Raw genomic sequence first — 19,172 nt, 5'->3', positions numbered from 1 at the left:
TTTTTACAAAATTCATTTAATGATTCTTCATCAATAAAAACAGTTTTATCTATATCTCATCACAGCATTTTCCATTCAAAGAAAGATTTTTTCTGAACTCCACCAGTAACAATATACAGAAAATAAAAAAAGGACAGCGATAATTCTGTCCTTACTTTTCTACTTGTACATTGCTTCTATTTCCTTACTATAATTTGCGTAGATAACCTTGCGTTTGAGCTTTAATGTTGGTGTAATTTCATTTCGCTCAATTGAGAAAGCATCAGGAAGCAACGTGAATTTTTTAATTTTCTCATAATCAGGCAAATCATTTTGAAACTTCTGTAATTGCTTGGTAATATAATCAATTACTTGGCTATTTTTCAAAAGTTCCGTTGTTGATTTGTACTTGATATTCAACTCCTGAAGAGCCTGTGTAAGCATCTCAAAATTAGGCACAATCAAAGCCGAAACAAATTTTTTTCCATCTGCAATTACTGCAATCTGATTTATAAGATTATATTTTCCTACCTTTCCTTCAATATGTTGTGGTGCAATATATTTTCCGTTAGAAGTTTTCATTAACTCCTTGATTCTGTCCGTAATATACACATTATTCTGAGCATCTAAATTACCTGCATCACCCGTTTTCAAGAAGCCATCTTCCGTAAATACTTTTTTGGTTTCCTCAGGATTTTTATAATACCCTTTCATCACCATACCCCCTTTAACCAAAATTTCGTTATCTGCTCCAATTTTGACTTCAGCATTTGGCATTATCGATCCAACTGACTGAACTTCAAAATCTACATTATCCCAACAAGACACCGTAGCAAGTGTTTCGGTCATTCCGTATCCTAATTTTACATTTACCCCTATCGAATGGAAAAAACGTCCTATACTTGGCTCTAAATTAGCTCCACCACAAGGCATAAAACGAATGCGTCCGCCTAATGATTGCTTTAATTTAGAATACACTAACTTATCTGAGATATTGTGTGCTTTTTTTAACCACCAAGAAATCTTCTTACCTTCTTGATTGATTTTCAATACCTTTCTTCCTGTTTTTATAGCAAAAGCAAATATCATCTTCTTAGCGAAAGAAGAACTATCCACTTTGTCGTGAACGGTTGCAAATATTTTCTCATAAAATCTTGGTACAGCACACATTACAGTTGGTTTTACTTCCTCCAACGCACTTTTAATATTATTGGGGTTCTCTAAATAATAAACCGTAGCACCTTTATATAACGAATAGTACGTCCAAGCCCTTTCAAAAACGTGTGATAAAGGCAAAAACGCCAATGATTCATCTTTATCCGAAATTTCAAGCCTTATATCGTGTCCAATTAATTGGTAGGCTAAATTTTCATAATCCAACATCACACCTTTAGGTTCACCTGTTGTTCCTGAAGTATATATTATTGTAAATAAATCATCTAACCTTTTATCTGCTATCCTTTTTTGAAGTTCTTCATTATAGATATCCGTTTTTCCGTACACTAAAAAATCATTCCATTTAATGGAATATTTATCCTCTTTCAGCTCAACATCTTCTTTAAAAACAACTATTTTTTGTAAAGAAGGACATTTTTCAGCTATTTGAAGAGCTTTTTCATATTGTTCGGTATCACCTACAAATAATATCTTTACCTCTGCGTGATTCAACACATAGAGAGCTTGTTCTGATGTATTTGTAGCATAAATAGGAACGGGTATCACTCTGATTTGTAAGCTACCAAAGTCTGTAATTGTCCACTGAGGCATATTTTGAGAAAAAATGCCAATAGTTTCTTGTGGTTGAAGTCCAAAATGTAATAATGATTTTGAAAGTAAATTGGTTACATCTCCTAACTCATTCCAAGTAATCCCTTCCCAATTTTGTTCAACTTTACCTATTAAAGCCTTCTTATGCCCAAATTTTTTCACATTTTCGTGAAAAACAGAAGTATAATGATATGATAATAAATTCATTACAAATAATCTATTTGAGAGGGCAAAGATAATAAAAAAAGTAATACGTATTACAAATGGCTTATATTAAAAAAATCGATATGCGAATCCAGTGCTTACAAACCAATTTGAATTTTCATTGAAAATAGAACGACCAAAAGATACATCAATCTGAAAATCAGAAGTTATACAATACAACAATCCTGTATCAAAATTATGTACAGGAAACTGATTTCCGAAAACAGCAAAATATTCTAAAAATGTATACAAATCCTTATTAATAGAATAACCAAATTGGGTTGTAACATTCAATTCTTTAAAAGAATTCGATGTTCCCACATTGTAGCAAAGAACAAACTTTTCAGAAATATTATTTTCAAAAGCTAAATAAACATCTGTTTGCCATTGTTTCAGAGGATTTTTGTATGCCAAGTAACCAACCAGAGTAATTGCAGGTAAACTTCCCTTTTCTTGCAAAATGCGTTGTTTGAAACTCAAAACTAAATTATCTACCTGAATATTTTCCGATTTATTTTTCTCAATATCAGAAGACAATCGAATTTCTGTTCCGTTAAAAACCCCATAACGCAACATCAAATTATTAGAAGTATTTTCATCAGAAAACGTAAAGCCATCTTCCAACTGAAATTTATTTTTCGGAAGTGTGTAGACTCCTTCACTTTGGTCGGGACGGTCAGTATTCACATCATCAAGTTGCTGAGAATACAGCGTTGATGTTATCAACAATAGAAAAAACAAACAAATTTTTCTCATAACTCAAATTTTAACTCGTTTCCTAAATTTTTGTGCAAAAGAATGGCTTTTTTTCTATTTTTCCTAATATTCCAAAAATAGAAAATGCAAATCTAAATATTCAGATTTGCATTTTCAACGTAATATTATAAAAACCCTAAAAATTTCTACGCTAGCATTGTAACAGGATTTTCAATGTACGTTTTAAGCGTTTGCAGGAATTGGGCTCCCGTAGCACCATCAACTGTACGATGGTCACACGCCAAGGTAACTTTCATTGTATGTCCTACCACAATTTGTCCTTCTTTAACAACTGGTTTTTCAACAATAGCTCCAACTGACAAAATCGCTGAATTAGGTTGATTGATAATTGACGTAAACGACTCAATACCAAACATTCCTAAGTTAGAAACAGTAAATGTACTTCCTTCCATTTCAGCTGGAGTCAACTTTTTATTTCTTGCTTTACCTGCCAAATCTTTCACTTGTCCACCTATTTGAGTAAGGCTCAATTGGTCAGCAAATTTAAGCACTGGAACCACCAATCCTTCATCTACAGCAACCGCTACACCAATGTGTACGTGTTTGTTGTAAACGGTAACATCATTCTTCCAAGAAGTATTCACCTGAGGATGTTTTTTGAGTGCCATTGCACACGCCTTCACAACCATATCGTTGAATGAAACTTTGGTATCAGGTATGTTGTTAATTTGCACACGTGAAGCCATCGCATTTTCCATATCAATTTCTATAGTCAGATAATAATGAGGTGCCGTGAATTTCGATTCAGAAAGGCGTTTAGCAATCGTTTTACGCATTTGAGAGTTTTTAACCTCTTCTACTGCTTCCTGTCCTACAGGGGCAAAGGTAGTAGCTACTGGTGCAGTAGCACTTTGTGCTGAAGATACCACTGCAGATGGTGTAAATCCTTCAACATCTTTTTTGGTAATACGTCCATTTTCTCCAGAACCTTTCACTTGCGAAAGATTAATACCTTTTTCCTGTGCTATTTTTTTAGCCAATGGAGAAGCAAAAATACGTTCACTACTAGCAGCTATATTAGAATTAGACACAGAAGCTGAAGTCACTTCTTTTTTCTGTTCAGTTTTTTCTTCCTGTTTAGGTGCGGGAGCTGAAACTTTTCCTCCACCAGCCACGATAGCACTCACGTCTGTCCCAGCAGGACCAATAATAGCTAAAAGAGAATCCACTTCGGCTGACTCACCTTCTTTTATACCTATGTATAGTAATGTACCTGAATAGAACGACTCAAACTCCATTGTAGCTTTGTCAGTCTCAATTTCTGCCAGAATATCACCCTCGCTTACTTTATCACCTACCTTTTTTAGCCAAGTAGCTACTGTTCCCTCAGTCATAGTATCACTTAATCGTGGCATAGTCACCACTTCCACTCCCGAAGGTATAGTTACTTCTGCTACAGGTGCTTCAGATTTTGGTGCTTCTTCAGGTTGAGAAGCAACTTGAGAAGTAGCTCCCCCACTTATCAATGCCGAAATATCTTCCCCTTCTTTACCTACAATTGCTAAAAGAGAATCTACAGGAGCTGTTTCGCCTTCTTGAAGACCGATGTATAACAATGTGCCTGAATAAAATGATTCAAACTCCATTGTAGCTTTATCAGTCTCAATTTCTGCCAAAATATCACCTTCACTTATTTTATCACCTACTTTTTTTAACCACTTTGCAACAACTCCTTCTTCCATTGTGTCGCTCAATCGTGGCATATTGATTATTTCTGCCATTTTTTATTATAATTTATGAGATAAAAAAGGATAATTTTCTTGTTCATACACAGTATCGTACATCACATTTTTGGCTGGGAATGGAGATTCCTCTGCGAATTTTTCACACTCAGCAACAAGTTTCTTAACTCGCTCATCAATAGCCTCAATTTCAGCCTCAGAAGCATATTTCTTAGCTTTTATCACATCAAGTACTTGAGTAATTGGGTCGATTTTCTTGTACTCCTCTACTTCCTCTTTGGTACGATAATGCTGAGCATCAGACATTGAATGCCCACGATAACGATACGTTCTGATATCCAGAAGGGTAGGTCCGTCACCACGTCTTGCTCTCTCCACTGCTTCATAAACTGCCTCAGCAACTTTTACAGGATTCATTCCGTCGACAGGTCCACAAGGCATTTCGTAACCCAAACCAAGTTTCCAGATGTCTACGTGATTTGCAGTTCTTTCCACCGAAGTTCCCATTGCATAATGGTTATTTTCGATAATGAACACAACAGGTAGCTTCCAAAGCATTGCTAAATTGAGTGTTTCGTGGAAAGCCCCCTGACGAACAGCACCATCTCCCATAAATGTTAGCGTAACTGCCTTCCTGTCAAAATATTTATCAGCGAAAGCCAAACCAGCTCCTAACGGAATTTGACCTCCAACGATACCGTGACCTCCATAAAAATTATGTTCCTTTGAGAAGATGTGCATCGACCCACCCAATCCTTGTGAAGTTCCTGTAGCTTTTCCGTACAACTCAGCCATAACTTTCTTAGGGTCAACCCCTAAAGCAATAGGGTGAACGTGATTGCGGTAAGAGGTTATCATTTTATCTTTTTTAGGATCAATAACGTGCATACAACCTGCAACAATAGCTTCCTGCCCATTGTACAAGTGTAAAAATCCTCTCACTTTTTGTTGAATATAAACTGCTGCAAGTTTATCTTCAAACTTTCTCCAAAAAAGCATATCCTCATACCATTTCAGGTACACATCTTTACCAATTTTTTTCATTTGCCTTTATATTTTAGTATGATATAATCTTTTATAATATCTGATTTTTAATATTTTACATAAAAAATAAGTGAGTTATCAGAAATATTTGCAAAGGTGCAAAAAATCTGCTTTTTTTCAAAATAAAATAGAAAAAAAATACCTTTAGCTTATTTTACTCACTTCTACATTTCCAAATTATCTATCAAGCGAATTCCATCAACGTATACAACAACAAAAGACCTATATTTTTTACCAGATTCTTTTTCAATAATCTCAATCAATGTATCTGCTTCTGCTATGCTAAAATACTCTAATTCGAAATCTTTTTTTGTTTCAAATTGCTGTTTTACCCACTTCTCAATCTCAATAGGATTCTTTGTACTAAACTGATTTCTAACTTCTTGAAGTACCTGATAAATATAGGCAGCTTCTTCTCTCCTATCTTCACTAAGCCTTTGATTTCTAGAACTCAAAGCCAAGCCTCTTTCATCTCGAACAATCGGACAACCAATTACGTCAACAGGTAATTTTGTTTGAGCAACCATCTTCTTGATAATAAGGAATTGTTGGTAATCTTTCTCTCCAAAATAAGCTTTATTAGGAGTAACAATCTGGAAAAGTTTCTTTACAACGGTGCCTACCCCATCGAAATGCCCAGGACGAAATTTACCTTCCATTACTTTGTCAAGTCCCTCAAAATTAAATTTTTCGGAAACTACGTCTTTGTCATAAACATCTTCCACACTGGGAGCATAAAGAATAACTTCTTCACTAACTTTTTTTATCTTCTCCACATCTGCCTCAAGCGTTCGTGGATACTTATCCAAATCCTCAGTATTATTGAACTGCGTTGGATTTACAAAAATGCTCACTACAGTCACATCATTTTCTGACAAAGATTTGTAAATCAATGATAAATGCCCTTCGTGTAAAGCTCCCATTGTGGGAACAAAACCAATACTTTTTACTGATTTTTTATATGTTGAAATTGTGTTTCTTAGTTTCTCTTGTTGCGTATAAATTTCCATTCTTTAAATAATTATCGTGCAAACTTATATATTTTTTATGGATTTCTGTATATTTTTTTGTACTTTTGTAGCTTTCAAAGCTAACAAAAAACTATTTACTTTTTATGAAAGATAAAAAAGTGCTTTTTGTGTCTTCTGAAGTAATGCCTTATTCTCCTGAAAATGAGATTTCAAAAATGTCTTTTGAAACTCCAAGAATGGTTAATAGCAATGGTGGACAGATACGAATTTTTATGCCACGCTTCGGAAATATCAATGAGAGAAGACACCAACTTCACGAAGTAATTCGACTCTCAGGAATGAATATTGTTATCAATGACATTGATGTACCCTTGATTATCAAGGTTGCGTCTATACCCAAGGAGCGTATTCAGGTTTATTTCATTGACAATGATGAATATTTTAAAAGGAAAGCTACTTTTTCAGATGAAAATGGAGAGTTATTCCCTGATAATGATGAGCGTTGCATTTTTTTCGCAAAAGGTGTAGTAGAAACTGTTAAAAAACTTAATTGGCTTCCTGACATCATTCATATTCACGGCTGGTTAGCATCATTATTACCACTATATTTGAGGACTTATTACAAAGATGAGCCTATTTTTCAGGAAAGTAAGATAATTACTTCAGTATTCAATAAGGATTTTGAAGGCAATTTGGACTCAACATTAATTAGTAAAGTGAATTTTGATGGTATTAGTTCCAGAGCCTCCGATGCACTAAAAGAGCCGAATTATTTTAATTTAATGAAAATAGCTGCGAAAAACTCTGACGGGGTGATCATTGTAGGAGATGAAATGTCGGAGGACTTTAGTGCATTCCTTAAAGGACTTAAAAAACCTATCCTTTACAATAGTGATCAGGAAACTTTTCAAGAATCCTACAGAGATTTTTATTTACGAATTTTAAAAAAATAAGACAAATAGAAAATATGAACAAAACAATGTTTTTCAAAACATTAGCAATCACAGGATTATCAATTATCTTTTGTAGTTGTACTGATGATTCATTCAAGGAGATTGAAAGCGATTTATTAGGAAATCCTAATTACGATACAGGCGTTTATACTGCTACAGTTTCTATAAATAATGTTAAGGAGAAAGCGACCCAAGCCAACGGACTTGGAGGATATCTTTTAGGACAATACACTCAAGAACCATTTGGAACAAAAAAAGCAAGTATCATCGCTCAAGTAACTTTACCAAGTGAAAATCCCACCTTTGGTGCTAATTCTCAGGCTACTGAAATTAAAAATAAATCACAAGAGGAAGAAACCGTTACTGAAGTGTACCTATATATACCTTTTTTCAATCCTAATAGTTTTTCAAAAAACTTCTCGTACACCAAAGATGCTGAATATGTGTTAGACTCCATCTATGGAGATTCAAAAGCGTCTTTCCAAGTAGACGTAAAAGAACTTACTTATTTTTTGAGAGATATTGATGAAAATTTAAAAAATCAAGTTTATTATTCTGACCTGAATGTTAATAATCATTTGGGAGTTTCTTTGATAAAGGAAAACAAAAGCTACACCATTAGCAGAAAAGCCATCATACGAAATAAGTTAGGCAATTCAAATGATAAAGAAACTGATAACGTGGGAGATGTGTTAGCTCCAGGAATACGAATTGATTTAAAACCAGACTTCTTTCAGCAAAAAATATTGAATAAAGAAGGTAGTAATGAACTTTCTAACCAGAATGTTTTTAAAAACTATTTCAGAGGGATAGCTATCTCCGTTGATAATCTTTCAGCAGACTTAATGATGCTTTTGAATATGGCAAATGCAAAAATTGAATTGGTTTATACTTACAAATCATCTTCAGACAAGGATAAAAAGGATAAAAAGAATACCAATCGTTATGAGATGAATGTAAACGGAATTACAGTAAATCTTTTTAATAATTCGCAAGAAGCTATTAATTTGGATTCAAATCCTAATGATGTATCACGAGTATTTCTCAGCGGTTCACAAGGAAGAACTGCTGAATTCAAACTATTTACAGAAACTGAATTGGCAGAAATTCGCAAAAAAGATGTTCTAATCACAGATGCGAGTTTGTTTTTATATGTAGATGAATCGGTTACCTATAACAAAGAACCGGAGCGAATTTTTATCTATAATGCCAAAACTGGAGCTATTTTAGCTGATTATCTGCACGACCCAACAGCAAGTTTGCCTTCATCAAACGATGCTCAAACGGTTCATTTAGGGAAATTGCAAAAGAAAAATGGAAAGGGTGTTTACTATCAGCTTCGTATAACAAATCATATTTTAAATATTATAAAGAACAAGGCAGAAAATGTTCCATTGGGAATTGCCGTGGCTTCAAATGTTAAAAATAGTTTTTCTGCAAAATATTTGAACTCATCCAATGAAAATAAATTTATTCCTATGAATTCACTTTCAACTCCTTTGAGTACTGTAATTTACGGAAATAGTTCAAGTATTGATAAAGATAAACGCTTGCAATTGAAAATAAACTATACTAAATTGAAATAACTTATTTTTATTTTTTTGTTTGAGGTTTGAAATTTAAGATTTTGTAAGTAGAATTCTGAATTTCAAACCTCAATCGCAATTATAGAACTTTATTTTAAAAAATTTGATTGAATGTACGCATTATTCAAAAAAGAAATACGTTATTTTTTCACTTCACCCATCGGTTTTACTATCATTGGGCTATTTGTCGTTCTAAACGGATTATTTTTATGGATTCTGAAAACGGAATATAATATTTTCAATAGTAATTTTGCTGATTTACTTCCATTTTTCAAAATTTCATCGTGGATTTTTGTATTTTTAGTCCCTGCCTTAACAATGCGAACCATTTCTGAAGAAAAACGCAACGGAATGCTAACACTTTTATTTACAAAACCCGTAAGCACTTTGGAAATTGTACTCGGAAAGTACTTAGGAGTTCTATTTTTGCTGTTCATCACGCTTGTTCCCTCTGTCATATATGTATATATGGTATGGACCTTAGGCAACCCTGTTGGAAATCTGGATATTACTGGTACTATTGGCTCTTACATTGCCCTTTTTCTTCTTATTGCCTCATTTTCAGCTGTAGGGCTATGGACTTCATCGGTAAGTAACAACCAAATTATTTCATTTGTATTGGCTGCTTTTTTGTGCTTTTTTTTCTTTTTCGGATTAGACCAAATTGTAGAGCTAATTTTTCCTGAAAACCTCTCAAAAATCGGATTTCAATCGCATTTTGATGCTATAAGTCGTGGTGTGATTGACAGCAGAAATATCATTTATTTCATTTCTGTAATTGCTTTTTTCTTATATATAACAACCTTATCTTTAAAAAGTTATAAGCTATGAAAGTACTTCTAAATAAAATTGGTTTCAAAGCAATTATAGCTTTTTTGATGTTACTTTTGGTCAATTTCTTGGCCAGTAAATGGCATAATCGTTGGGATTTAACCAAGGACAAACGTTATACCCTTTCTGAAACAACGCAAAAAATATTGCTAAAAATTCATAGTCCTATAGTTATTGATGTTCTTCTAAAAGGAAACATTCCAACAGAATTTAAAAAATTACAAACGGAAACGTTGCAACTTCTGGAAGAATATTCAGCTTTTAACAACAATATTCACTTCAATTTTGTCAATCCTCTGGAAAATGAAGAAAATACAGAACAAACCTTACAAGAATTAATTAATTTTGGACTAAATCCCTTACAAATATCACAAAATGAAGCTGGAAAATCATCTATTGAGTATATTTTCCCTTGGGCAATAGTAAATAATGGAGAGAAATCAGAAAAAGTAGCTCTTTTCGTAAACAAATTAGGTGCAAATGACCAAGAACGCGTTCAAAATTCGGTACAAAGATTGGAATATAGCTTAACAGATGCGCTTCATAAGTTGACTTTGAAAAAGAGAAAAAAAATTGCAATGTTAAAAAGCAATGGAACTCTCGAAGATATATATATAGCTGATTTTCTGAAATCTGTACAAGGGTATTATCGCATTGCTCCTTTTACTTTAGATTCTGTTAACACAAATGCGGAAAAAACATTAAAAGACCTCAATGAATTTGATTTACTGATAGTTGCTAAACCTACTGAACCTTTTTCTGACCCTCAAAAACAGGTAATTGACCAATTTGTGATGAAAGGTGGACGTCTATTGTGGCTCATCGACAATGTAAAAATTGATATTAACGATTTGTACAATCCGTCAGGTACAGCAATGGCAATGCCTGTAAATCTGAATCTTACAGATTTATTCTTTCAGTATGGTTTTCGAATTAACTTCAATATTATCAATGATTTATACTCATCACAAATCGTAATTGCGACTGGAGAAGGAAGTCAAACTCGTTATATGCCTATTCCTTGGGTGTATAATCCTATGATTTTATCAAAAAATAATCACCTAATTAACAACCACTTAGATGCTACGAGATTGCAATTTGCTAATAGTATTGACACACTAAAAAACGGAATTAAAAAAACTATTCTTCTTTCAAGCTCTCCTTTTTCAAAAGCTGATGGTACTCCAAGAGAAGTAAGTCTGAAAATTGATGTAAATAAGTTAGATAAAAATGCTTATAAAACAGGTAATATCCCTACAGCTGTTCTTCTGGAGGGAGAATTCACTTCTGTTTATAAAAATAGAATCCGACCTATTGATTTGAAAACCAATACTGAAATTAGTAAACCTACCAAAATGATTGTAGTTTCTGATGGCGATATTATCAAAAATGACATCAGTGACAATAATCCTTTGGAATTAGGTTTTGACAAATGGACCAATAAATTTTACGATAACAAAGCATTCCTACAAAATGTCATTAACTATCTATTAGATGACACAAATTTTCTTGTACTACGAAATAAAAAGGTACAATTAGCCTTTCTGGATAGAGAAAAAGTTGCTGAAAGTCAGAAGTCTTGGAAAGTAAAAAGCATTATTTATCCCCTTTTATTATTTCTCTTAGTAACTATAATCATTCGAGTTTATTACCAAAGAACAAATATTGTGAAAAAGTAGTTCTTCTGAACAAGAAATTACCTAAAATGTCAATGTTAATTTTTTAAATATTTCTAAAGTAAAAAAACTTAAAATTTTAACAACTATAAAGTGTTATATATTACTTAAATTGTATATATTTGCCGATTGAAGAAAAAAAGAATAAGTAATTAATTTAAAAAAATGCAAAACAAGGGACTTATTAAACTATTTGCACTCTTATTCGGACTTGTAAGCATCTTTCAGCTTTCATTTACGTACATCGCAAATAGGGTGGAGAACAAAGCTAAGGCATTCGCTGAGGCAAAAGTGTCGAACGCAGAGAGTAATTACGTTTCGAAACGAGAAAGAGTTGAATCTCAGTACTTAGACTCTATGTTGGGGCAAAATGTGTACAACATCGGAATTACCAAGTACACCTATGCACAGGTGAAAGACAAGGAGTTAAACAGAGGTTTGGACTTAAAGGGAGGGATTAACGTAATCCTACAAATTTCTGTAAAAGACATATTGAAAGGTCTTGCTAACAATACGAAAGACCCCATTTTCAACAAATCATTAGCTGAAGCTGACGAATTATTACGAAAAACAGATCGTACATATTTGGATTTGTTTTTTGAATCGTACGAAAAAAATGGAGGTAAATTGGCTTCTCCTGATGTTTTTGCCAATAAAACATTAAGTGAGGAAATCAACTTCCAAATGTCTGATAGTGAAGTTCGTCCTATCATCAAAAGAAAAGTTGATGAGTCTGTAACATCAGCCTTTGAGGTATTGCGTAAACGTATTGACAAGTTTGGTGTTTCACAACCTAACATTCAACGTTTGGGTGCTTCAGGACGTATCTTAATTGAATTACCTGGAGCTAAAGATGTTACACGTATCAAATCACTTTTACAAAGTACAGCTCAGTTAGAATTTTGGGAAACTTTTAAAAACATAGATGTTCTTCCTTACATAAGTGCTGTAAATGAAACCTTAAAATCTACAATAAAACCTCAGGAATCTGTAAGTGAATCAAATACAATTGATTCACTTCTTACAGACATTAAAAAAGACTCAATAGACCAAGCAAAACAGATTAACCCTTTGTTTGATTTATTTAAGCCTGTACCGACTTATGAGGGTTCTCCAGTTCTTTTTGCTGTAAGTTTAAAAGATACTGCAAAAGTTAATAACTACTTAAAATCTGCTGATGCAAAACGATTGTTACCAGCAAATCTTCAGTTTGCTAAATTCGTTTGGGGCAAACCTTCCAAAGATTCAGATTTGGTGGAAATGTATGCTTTAAAATCTAATCGTGATAATGTAGCAGCACTGACAGGAAATGTAATCACAGATGCAGCTCAAACGTACGATGTGAGAAATCAACCTGCTGTTTCGATGCAAATGGACGGAAAAGGAGCTAGAATTTGGGAAAGCCTTACTGATAAAGCGTTCAAAGAGCAAGGAAACATCGCTATCGTTTTAGATGATATCGTGTACTCTGCACCAGGCGTAACAAATGGAGCCATTACTGGTGGACGTTCAGAAATCACAGGAACTTTCACACTAAATGAAGCTATTGACTTAGCTAACGTACTAAGAGCGGGTAAATTACCAGCAGGAGCTGATATTGTTCAGTCAGAGGTAGTTGGACCATCACTTGGACAAGAAGCTATTGATAGTGGTATGAATTCATTTTTGATTGCTGCTATCATCATTTTTGCTTGGATGATTTTCTACTACGGAAGAGCAGGAATTTATGCTGATATAGCATTGGTTTTCAATATATTATTGGTATTTGGTGTACTAGCAAGTATCAATGCTGTACTTACCTTGCCTGGTATTGCAGGTATTGTGCTTACTATCGGTATGGCAATTGATGCTAACGTACTTATATTTGAGCGTATTAAAGAAGAATTAGATAAAGGTAAAGGTGTTTCACAAGCAGTTTCTGATGGTTTTGGAAATGCCCTTTCATCAATCTTAGATGCCAACATAACAACTGGGCTGACAGCTCTTATTTTGTTAGCTTTTGGTAGCGGACCTATCCAAGGCTTTGCAACTACTTTGCTTATTGGTATCGCAACTACTTTGTTTACAGCTATTTTCATAACACGTTTACTAATAGACTATAGTGTTGAGAAAAAACACAATTTGACGTTTTCTACAAATCTTACTAAGAATATTCTCAAAAATGTCAATATTGATTTCATTAAAAAGCGTAAAGTTGGCTATATTATTTCGGCTGTTGCTATATTAGTTAGTATCATCTCACTATCTACTAAAGGATTAAACCAAGGGATTGATTTTGTAGGAGGTAGAACATACCAAATTCGTTTTGAACACCCTGTGGTTCCAGCTGAAATATCTAAAGAATTACAGCCACTCATCGGAAATGCCGAAGTGAAAACCTTTGGTTCTGCAAACCAAATCAAAATCGCTACTAAGTACAAGGTAGAAGAAGAAAGCACTGCTGTGGACAATGAAATTCAAGAATTACTATACAAAGGATTACAGAAGTTCTTACCACAAGGGTACTCATATGAAGACTTTGTAGGAGCTTCTGCAGAGAGTACTTTAGGAATCGTACAATCAATGAAGGTAGGTCCCACAATTGCTGAAGATATCAAAAGTAACGCTGTTTGGTCTGTGCTTGGAGCTTTGGTTGTGATTGCTTTCTACATTTTAATCCGCTTTAGAAGATGGCAATTTTCTTTGGGAACAGTGGTGCCTTCTGCTCACGATGTTATTTTAGTACTAGGAGTTTTCTCTCTAACTTACAGCTTTATGCCTTTCAATATGGAGATTGACCAAGCTTTCATAGCTGCTATTTTAACGGTCGTAGGGTACTCATTGAACGATACAGTAATTATTTATGACCGCATTCGTGAATATATGAACGAACCTAATTGGACAAAAGAAAAAATTAATACGGCGTTGAATAGTACATTAAGTCGTACTTTGAATACTTCGCTTACCACATTGGCTGTGTTAGTAACCATATTTATTTTTGGTGGAGAAACGTTAAGAGGCTTTATGTTCGCAATGATTGTAGGTGTAGTTGTAGGAACATATTCATCTATATTCATTGCCGCCCCAATGCTTTATGATACTTTGGATAGAAAATCTAAAAAAGAAGAATCACATTCATAGTAATAATTGTTTTTAAAGGGAAAAAAGCTACTCAAATAAAGGGTAGCTTTTTTTACTAAAACTAAGATGTATAGCAAGAAAATCAAAAAACTTCTGAATCAATATTTTTTGGATTTATCTATCTATCAAAATGAACCGAAACATTAAGTAATTTATCTATTCTATGAAAGTAAAAGACATTACTCAGAAGATAGAACAACTCAGCCCGTTATCATACGCGGAGGGTTTTGACAATGTAGGCTTACTTGTAGGTAATCCTGAAATGAGTGTAAACAAAGTTTTGATAACGCTTGATACTCTTGAAAGTGTTGCTGATGAAGCTATTGAAAAAAAATGCAACCTTATTGTTAGCTTTCACCCAATTATTTTCAGTGGATTAAAAAGTCTTACAGGTCAAAACTATGTGGAACGTGTAGTGATGAAAGCTATCAAAAATGATATTGCTATTTATAGTATGCATACTGCTTTGGACAATATGTTTTTAGGTGTCAACTCAGCGATATGTGATGCTTTGAAACTTAAAAATAGAGCTATCCTAATTCCTCAAAAACACACTATTCACAAGCTTGTTACTTACGTTCCCCACAAACACTCCGAAATGTTACGAAAAGCATTATTTGAATCAGGAGCTGGGGAAATTGGTAATTACAGCAATTGTAGTTTCAATTTGGAAGGATATGGAACGTTCAAAGGAAATGATAATTCCAATCCAACCATTGGTGAGAAAAATCTCTTACACACTGAAAATGAAACACAAATAAATGTTATCTTTCCCAAACATCTTGAAAATAAAATATTAAAAGCTTTGAAAGAAAATCACCCTTATGAAGAGATTGCCTATGAAATTTATGTTCTGGAAAATACTCATCAACATATCGGAATGGGAATGATTGGAGAACTTGAAAATCCAATGGACGAACAAGATTTTCTTAATTATCTAAAGAATAAAATGCAAACTGATTGCATTCGGCATTCGGCTCTAACTGGTAAAAAAATAAAAAAAGTTGCTGTTTTGGGAGGAAGTGGAGCTTTCGCCATTGACAAAGCCAAAGCTGCCAAAGCCGATGCTTTCGTTAGTGCTGATTTTAAATATCACGATTTTTTCAAAGCTGAAAACCAGATTTTACTCACCGATATTGGTCATTTTGAAAGCGAACAATTCACAAAAATGCTTTTATTTGATTATCTTACAAAAAATTTTCCTAACTTTGCCGTCGTTTTATCCGACGTAAACACAAATCCTATCAAGTATTACCAGTAAATATGACAAAGAAAGCTGAAATTACAGTAGAAGAAAAGTTGAGAATGTTGTATGATTTGCAACTTATCGACTCACAAATTGATGAATTACAAAATGTTCGAGGCGAACTTCCATTAGAAGTTTCAGACCTTGAAGATGAAGTTGAAGGACTTAAAAATCGTTTGTCTAAATTCAAAGAAGAATTAGAACATTTGCAGTCTGGAATTGCTGAGAAAAAAAATGTTATAGAAGAAGCTAAAATCTTGATTAAAAAGTACAATACACAACAAAAAAACGTACGTAACAATCGAGAATATAATTCCATTACAAAAGAAATTGAGTTTCAAGAACTTGAAATTCAATTAGCTGAAAAACGAATCAAAGAAGGTAAAGCTCAGGCAGACCAAAAAAAGGAAGCCATCAAACAAGTTGAAGAGAAAAAAGCTCAACGAGAAGCTCATCTTAAGCACAAAAAAGAAGAATTGGATTCCATTTTAGCTGAAACTGAAAAAGAAGAAGCTTTCTTAAGACAAAAAGCTGAAGAATACGCCGAGCAAATTGAAGAAAGACTACTAACTGCTTATCGCAGAATTCGCAGTAGTGTAGTTAACCGTTTGGCAGTAGTTCCCGTAGAGCGTGGAGCTTCAGGTGGTTCATTTTTTACTATACCACCACAAGTACAAATGGAAATTGCTGCTCGTAAGAAAATCATAACCGATGAACACAGCGGACGCATTCTGGTAGATTTAGCACTTGCTGAGGAAGAAAAAGAAAAAATGGAAGCTCTTTTCAACAGCATAAAATAAACCAACAATACAATAATTTTATATGGAAATTTGAAAAAATTGAGTAGCATATGCGTTTTTTCAAATTTCCATTTTTCATATAACAAATATTGATAGCAACCAACTTTTTCTAACAATAATTTTTCAATTTATTTTCTGATGAATTCTCGCAAAGAACAATTACAAGCATTTGAGCGTTTGCTTGACATAATGGACGATTTAAGAGAAAAATGTCCTTGGGATAAAAAACAAACCCTGCAATCACTTCGTCACTTAACTATTGAAGAAACTTATGAGTTAGGTGATGCTATTTTGGACAACAATTTACAAGAAATTAAGAAAGAATTAGGTGATTTACTTCTTCATATTGTTTTTTATTCAAAAATTGGTAGTGAGACCAACGATTTTGATATTGCAGATGTAGCTAATTCAGTATGCGAAAAACTCATTGAGCGTCATCCGCATATCTATGGTGATGTTAAAGTTGAAAATGAGGAAGATGTAAAGAGAAATTGGGAAAAAATCAAATTGAAAGAAGGTAAAAAAAGTGTTTTAGAAGGAGTTCCGAAAAGTTTACCTGCTTTGGTAAAAGCTTCTCGAATTCAGGATAAAGCAGCTGGAGTAGGCTTCGATTGGGATTCAAAAGAAGGTGTCTTTGATAAAATAAAAGAAGAAATCAATGAACTTCATTATGAAATTGAAAACAAAAACAAGGAAAACATTGAAAAAGAATTTGGTGATGTGCTTTTCAGTTTAATTAATTATGCTCGATTCCTGAAAATTAACCCAGAAGATGCTTTGGAAAAAACAAATAAAAAATTCATCAAACGTTTTCAGTTTTTAGAAAATAAAGCCCTACAACAAGGTAAATCATTGAAAGATATGACTTTGGAGGAAATGGAACGCTTTTGGCAAGAATCAAAAAAAATGGATTAATATGTATCCTTACCACAACAAAATAAAACAAAGAATAAAAAATGGTGAGCTGATAAAATATGAATTTGTTGAAAAATACAAAAACATAAGTCCGTGTTTATTACTCTACTTTAACACAGAACCTTACATTCGTCCTGTTCGAGAACATCGTTTCGCAGAATATGAAGAAATCTTATCACTGCAAAACAAAATTTCAAAACAAAAGGAACAATAAAATATTAAAAATCAATAATTATATCTTTCTTTCCACAAATTTTTTAAGTACGTGCGTATTGCATTCTCACGTGGGTTATCCCCTGGCTCATAAAATTTTTCTCCTTGTAACTCTTCTGGTAAAAAATCCTGAAAAGCAAAATTATTTTCATAATCGTGCGAATATTTGTAATCTTTTCCGTAATTCAGCTCTTTCATAAGTTTGGTTGGAGCATTACGTAAGTGAATTGGAACGGATAAATCACCCGTTTGCTTTACCTTTTGTTGTGCCTTATTGATCGCCATATATGATGCATTACTTTTGGGGGAAGAAGCCAAGTAAGTAGCACATTGACTGAGAATTATCCTCGCCTCAGGATAACCAATCGTTGTAACTGCCTGAAAAGCATTGTTTGCCAAAATAAGTGCCGTCGGGTTTGCATTTCCAATATCTTCTGAAGCTAAAATAAGCATACGCCGTGCTATAAACTTCACATCTTCACCTCCTTCAATCATTCGAGCAAGCCAATAAACAGCTCCGTTTGGGTCACTTCCACGAATTGATTTGATGAAAGCTGAAACAATATCGTAATGCTGTTCTCCTGTTTTATCATATAAAACCGTATTTTTTTGAACAATTTGAAATACTTTGGCATTTGTTATTTCAATAATTTCATCTTCTGATGAAGAATTTATAATTAATTCAAAAGTATTGAGTAATTTTCTTCCATCTCCTCCAGAAAGTTGCAAAAGAGCTTCTGTTTCAGTAAGTATTATGTTTTTAGTTTTCAAAATTGAGTCCCTTTCAATGGCATTTCTCAATAATTTTTCCAAATCATTTCGCTCAAAAGCATTGAGGACATACACTTGGCAACGTGAAAGTAAGGCAGGTATTACTTCAAAACTCGGATTTTCTGTCGTAGCACCGATAAGCGTAATCCACCCTTTTTCAACAGCTTGTAACAACGAATCTTGTTGAGTTTTATTAAAACGATGAATTTCATCAATAAAAACGATTGGATTTTTAGCAGAAAACAAACCTCCAGCTCCTTTAGATTGTTCTATTACCTCGCGAACTTCCTTAATACCTGAATTAATGGCACTTAACGTAAAAAAAGAACGATTACTTTGCTGAGCTATGATGTTAGCGAGTGTTGTTTTTCCCGTTCCTGGAGGTCCCCAAAATATGAGAGAGGGAAGCAAACCAGTTTCAATTTGTTTCCGTAAAGAACCATTTTCGCCTATCAAATGTTCTTGTCCCACATATGAAGCCAAATCCTGCGGACGCATACGCTCTGCTAAAGGTGTGTTCATCATCAAAAAATATATTTTCGCAAAGATATAAAACTTTTTACCATTTGTAGTTTGTGAACTAACCAAACACAACAATTTTTCAAACGTCATTTCTCACTACTGATTTAAAAAACAC

General features: G+C 33.6%; 15 protein-coding genes. 9 read left to right on the top strand and 6 right to left on the bottom strand.

Going from position 1 to position 19,172, the window contains the following annotated elements:
- Positions 1 to 159: 159 nt before the first annotated feature.
- The 5 genes from CGC48_RS10860 to panC all read right to left on the bottom strand — a co-directional run bounded on the left by CGC48_RS10860 (position 160) and on the right by panC (position 6,463).
- A complete protein-coding gene (locus tag CGC48_RS10860; RefSeq protein WP_098029582.1) occupies positions 160 to 1,953 on the bottom strand; it encodes an AMP-dependent synthetase/ligase in 1,794 nt (597 codons plus the stop codon).
- Positions 1,954 to 2,019: 66 nt separating this feature from the next.
- On the bottom strand, positions 2,020 to 2,706 hold the full coding sequence (locus CGC48_RS10855) for a transporter (RefSeq protein ID WP_098029581.1): 687 nt from the start codon (positions 2,704 to 2,706) through the stop codon (positions 2,020 to 2,022).
- Between the two features lie 146 nt (positions 2,707 to 2,852).
- Positions 2,853 to 4,448, bottom strand: coding sequence for a pyruvate dehydrogenase complex dihydrolipoamide acetyltransferase (locus CGC48_RS10850; protein ID WP_098029580.1), 1,596 nt, complete (start codon positions 4,446 to 4,448; stop codon positions 2,853 to 2,855).
- A 6-nt stretch (positions 4,449 to 4,454) separates the two neighbouring features.
- Positions 4,455 to 5,453, bottom strand: coding sequence for a pyruvate dehydrogenase (acetyl-transferring) E1 component subunit alpha (pdhA, locus tag CGC48_RS10845; RefSeq protein ID WP_041990424.1), 999 nt, complete (start codon positions 5,451 to 5,453; stop codon positions 4,455 to 4,457).
- A 164-nt stretch (positions 5,454 to 5,617) separates the two neighbouring features.
- On the bottom strand, positions 5,618 to 6,463 hold the full coding sequence (panC, locus tag CGC48_RS10840; RefSeq protein WP_098029579.1) for a pantoate--beta-alanine ligase: 846 nt from the start codon (positions 6,461 to 6,463) through the stop codon (positions 5,618 to 5,620).
- A gap of 104 nt (positions 6,464 to 6,567) precedes the next feature.
- On the opposite strand from panC, the gene CGC48_RS10835 reads away from it, so the two are divergent.
- The 9 genes from CGC48_RS10835 to CGC48_RS10795 all read left to right on the top strand — a co-directional run bounded on the left by CGC48_RS10835 (position 6,568) and on the right by CGC48_RS10795 (position 17,765).
- Entirely contained in the window at positions 6,568 to 7,377 is an 810-nt protein-coding gene (locus CGC48_RS10835) for a glycogen/starch synthase (RefSeq protein WP_041990420.1), read from the top strand.
- A gap of 14 nt (positions 7,378 to 7,391) precedes the next feature.
- The gene (locus CGC48_RS10830; protein WP_098029578.1) at positions 7,392 to 8,963 is read left to right on the top strand and encodes a DUF4270 domain-containing protein; all 1,572 of its coding nucleotides are present in this window, start codon (positions 7,392 to 7,394) and stop codon (positions 8,961 to 8,963) included.
- A 111-nt stretch (positions 8,964 to 9,074) separates the two neighbouring features.
- Complete coding sequence (gene gldF / locus CGC48_RS10825; RefSeq protein ID WP_098029577.1) at positions 9,075 to 9,794, top strand: gliding motility-associated ABC transporter permease subunit GldF; 720 nt, start codon at positions 9,075 to 9,077, stop codon at positions 9,792 to 9,794.
- Complete coding sequence (gene gldG / locus CGC48_RS10820) at positions 9,791 to 11,473, top strand: gliding motility-associated ABC transporter substrate-binding protein GldG (RefSeq protein ID WP_098029576.1); 1,683 nt, start codon at positions 9,791 to 9,793, stop codon at positions 11,471 to 11,473. Before gldF ends, gldG begins: the two co-directional genes overlap by 4 nt.
- Before the next feature lie 162 nt (positions 11,474 to 11,635).
- Positions 11,636 to 14,590, top strand: a complete 2,955-nt coding sequence (gene secDF, locus CGC48_RS10815) for a protein translocase subunit SecDF (protein ID WP_098029575.1) — start codon at positions 11,636 to 11,638, stop codon at positions 14,588 to 14,590.
- A gap of 163 nt (positions 14,591 to 14,753) precedes the next feature.
- Positions 14,754 to 15,851: a Nif3-like dinuclear metal center hexameric protein gene (locus tag CGC48_RS10810; RefSeq protein WP_098029574.1), complete on the top strand. Its 1,098-nt coding sequence runs from the start codon at positions 14,754 to 14,756 to the stop codon at positions 15,849 to 15,851.
- 2 nt (positions 15,852 to 15,853) lie between these two features.
- Positions 15,854 to 16,636 (top strand): zinc ribbon domain-containing protein, encoded by a 783-nt coding sequence (locus CGC48_RS10805; RefSeq protein ID WP_098029573.1) that lies wholly within the window; start codon positions 15,854 to 15,856, stop codon positions 16,634 to 16,636.
- Between the two features lie 138 nt (positions 16,637 to 16,774).
- A complete protein-coding gene (gene mazG / locus CGC48_RS10800; RefSeq protein WP_098029572.1) occupies positions 16,775 to 17,551 on the top strand; it encodes a nucleoside triphosphate pyrophosphohydrolase in 777 nt (258 codons plus the stop codon).
- A gap of 1 nt (position 17,552) precedes the next feature.
- On the top strand, positions 17,553 to 17,765 hold the full coding sequence (locus CGC48_RS10795; protein WP_098029571.1) for a hypothetical protein: 213 nt from the start codon (positions 17,553 to 17,555) through the stop codon (positions 17,763 to 17,765).
- An 11-nt stretch (positions 17,766 to 17,776) separates the two neighbouring features.
- Here the strand turns inward: CGC48_RS10795 and CGC48_RS10790 are convergent, their stop codons facing one another.
- Positions 17,777 to 19,057 (bottom strand): replication-associated recombination protein A, encoded by a 1,281-nt coding sequence (locus tag CGC48_RS10790; RefSeq protein ID WP_098029838.1) that lies wholly within the window; start codon positions 19,055 to 19,057, stop codon positions 17,777 to 17,779.
- Positions 19,058 to 19,172: the final 115 nt, after the last annotated feature.

The organism is Capnocytophaga cynodegmi, from assembly GCF_002302475.1.
GTDB classification, from domain to species: Bacteria; Bacteroidota; Bacteroidia; order Flavobacteriales; family Flavobacteriaceae; genus Capnocytophaga; species Capnocytophaga cynodegmi.
The sequence above is the reverse complement of the archived record's forward strand: the minus strand, read 5'-3'. Positions and strand labels throughout refer to the sequence as shown.